Raw genomic sequence first — 594 nt, 5'->3', positions numbered from 1 at the left:
GAACCTTGAATGTTCTCGACTTTGAGTTGAGGTAAGGCTTTCTCTGCGCCCCAAATCGCCAACTTCAATCCCGGATGGGTAAACAGTACCGTTGCGACAAAAATAGTGATTAACAACAGCAGACCAATCAAACTTAGTGATAACCACTTGGTCCACTTAAACATCTTTTTGATCATAGCTCAGGCCCCAAAGAGAAGTGGATGCGGAATTCGTTGTTTGGCTTTTCATCCAGCCCCCACGCAAAGTCGAAGCTTACCGGTCCCACAGGTGAAGCCCATCGAATACCAACCCCGGCACCAGATTTCCATTCAGGTGTGTCATTAAACGCATCACCAATATCGTAGAACGTTGCGGCCCACCAGTTGCCGTAAACGCGATATTGATACTCTAAGGTGCTGCTTAAGATGTATTTCGCACCCGTTAATGCGCCACTTTCATCGACAGGTGAGATGGATTCATAACCATAACCTCGGATGTTGTTGTCACCACCAGCAAAGAAACGCAACGATGGCGAAAGCTTTTCAAATTCCTCCGTGATGTTAGCCCCCCCTTCGAGACGGAACAAACCACGATGGTTTTCGCCGATGCCACGAA

At 47.8% G+C, this 594-nt stretch carries 1 protein-coding gene; it reads right to left on the bottom strand.

Going from position 1 to position 594, the window contains the following annotated elements; genetic code table 11:
- Positions 1–172: 172 nt before the first annotated feature.
- Positions 173–594: autotransporter assembly complex protein TamA (locus R7Q11_RS27820; protein ID WP_225467192.1), on the bottom strand; the 422-nt coding region annotated here is incomplete at its 5' end.

This window comes from Vibrio sp. 970 (genome assembly GCF_033339075.1).
Note: the sequence above shows the minus strand (reverse complement) of the source record. Positions and strands in the feature narration are given on the sequence as shown.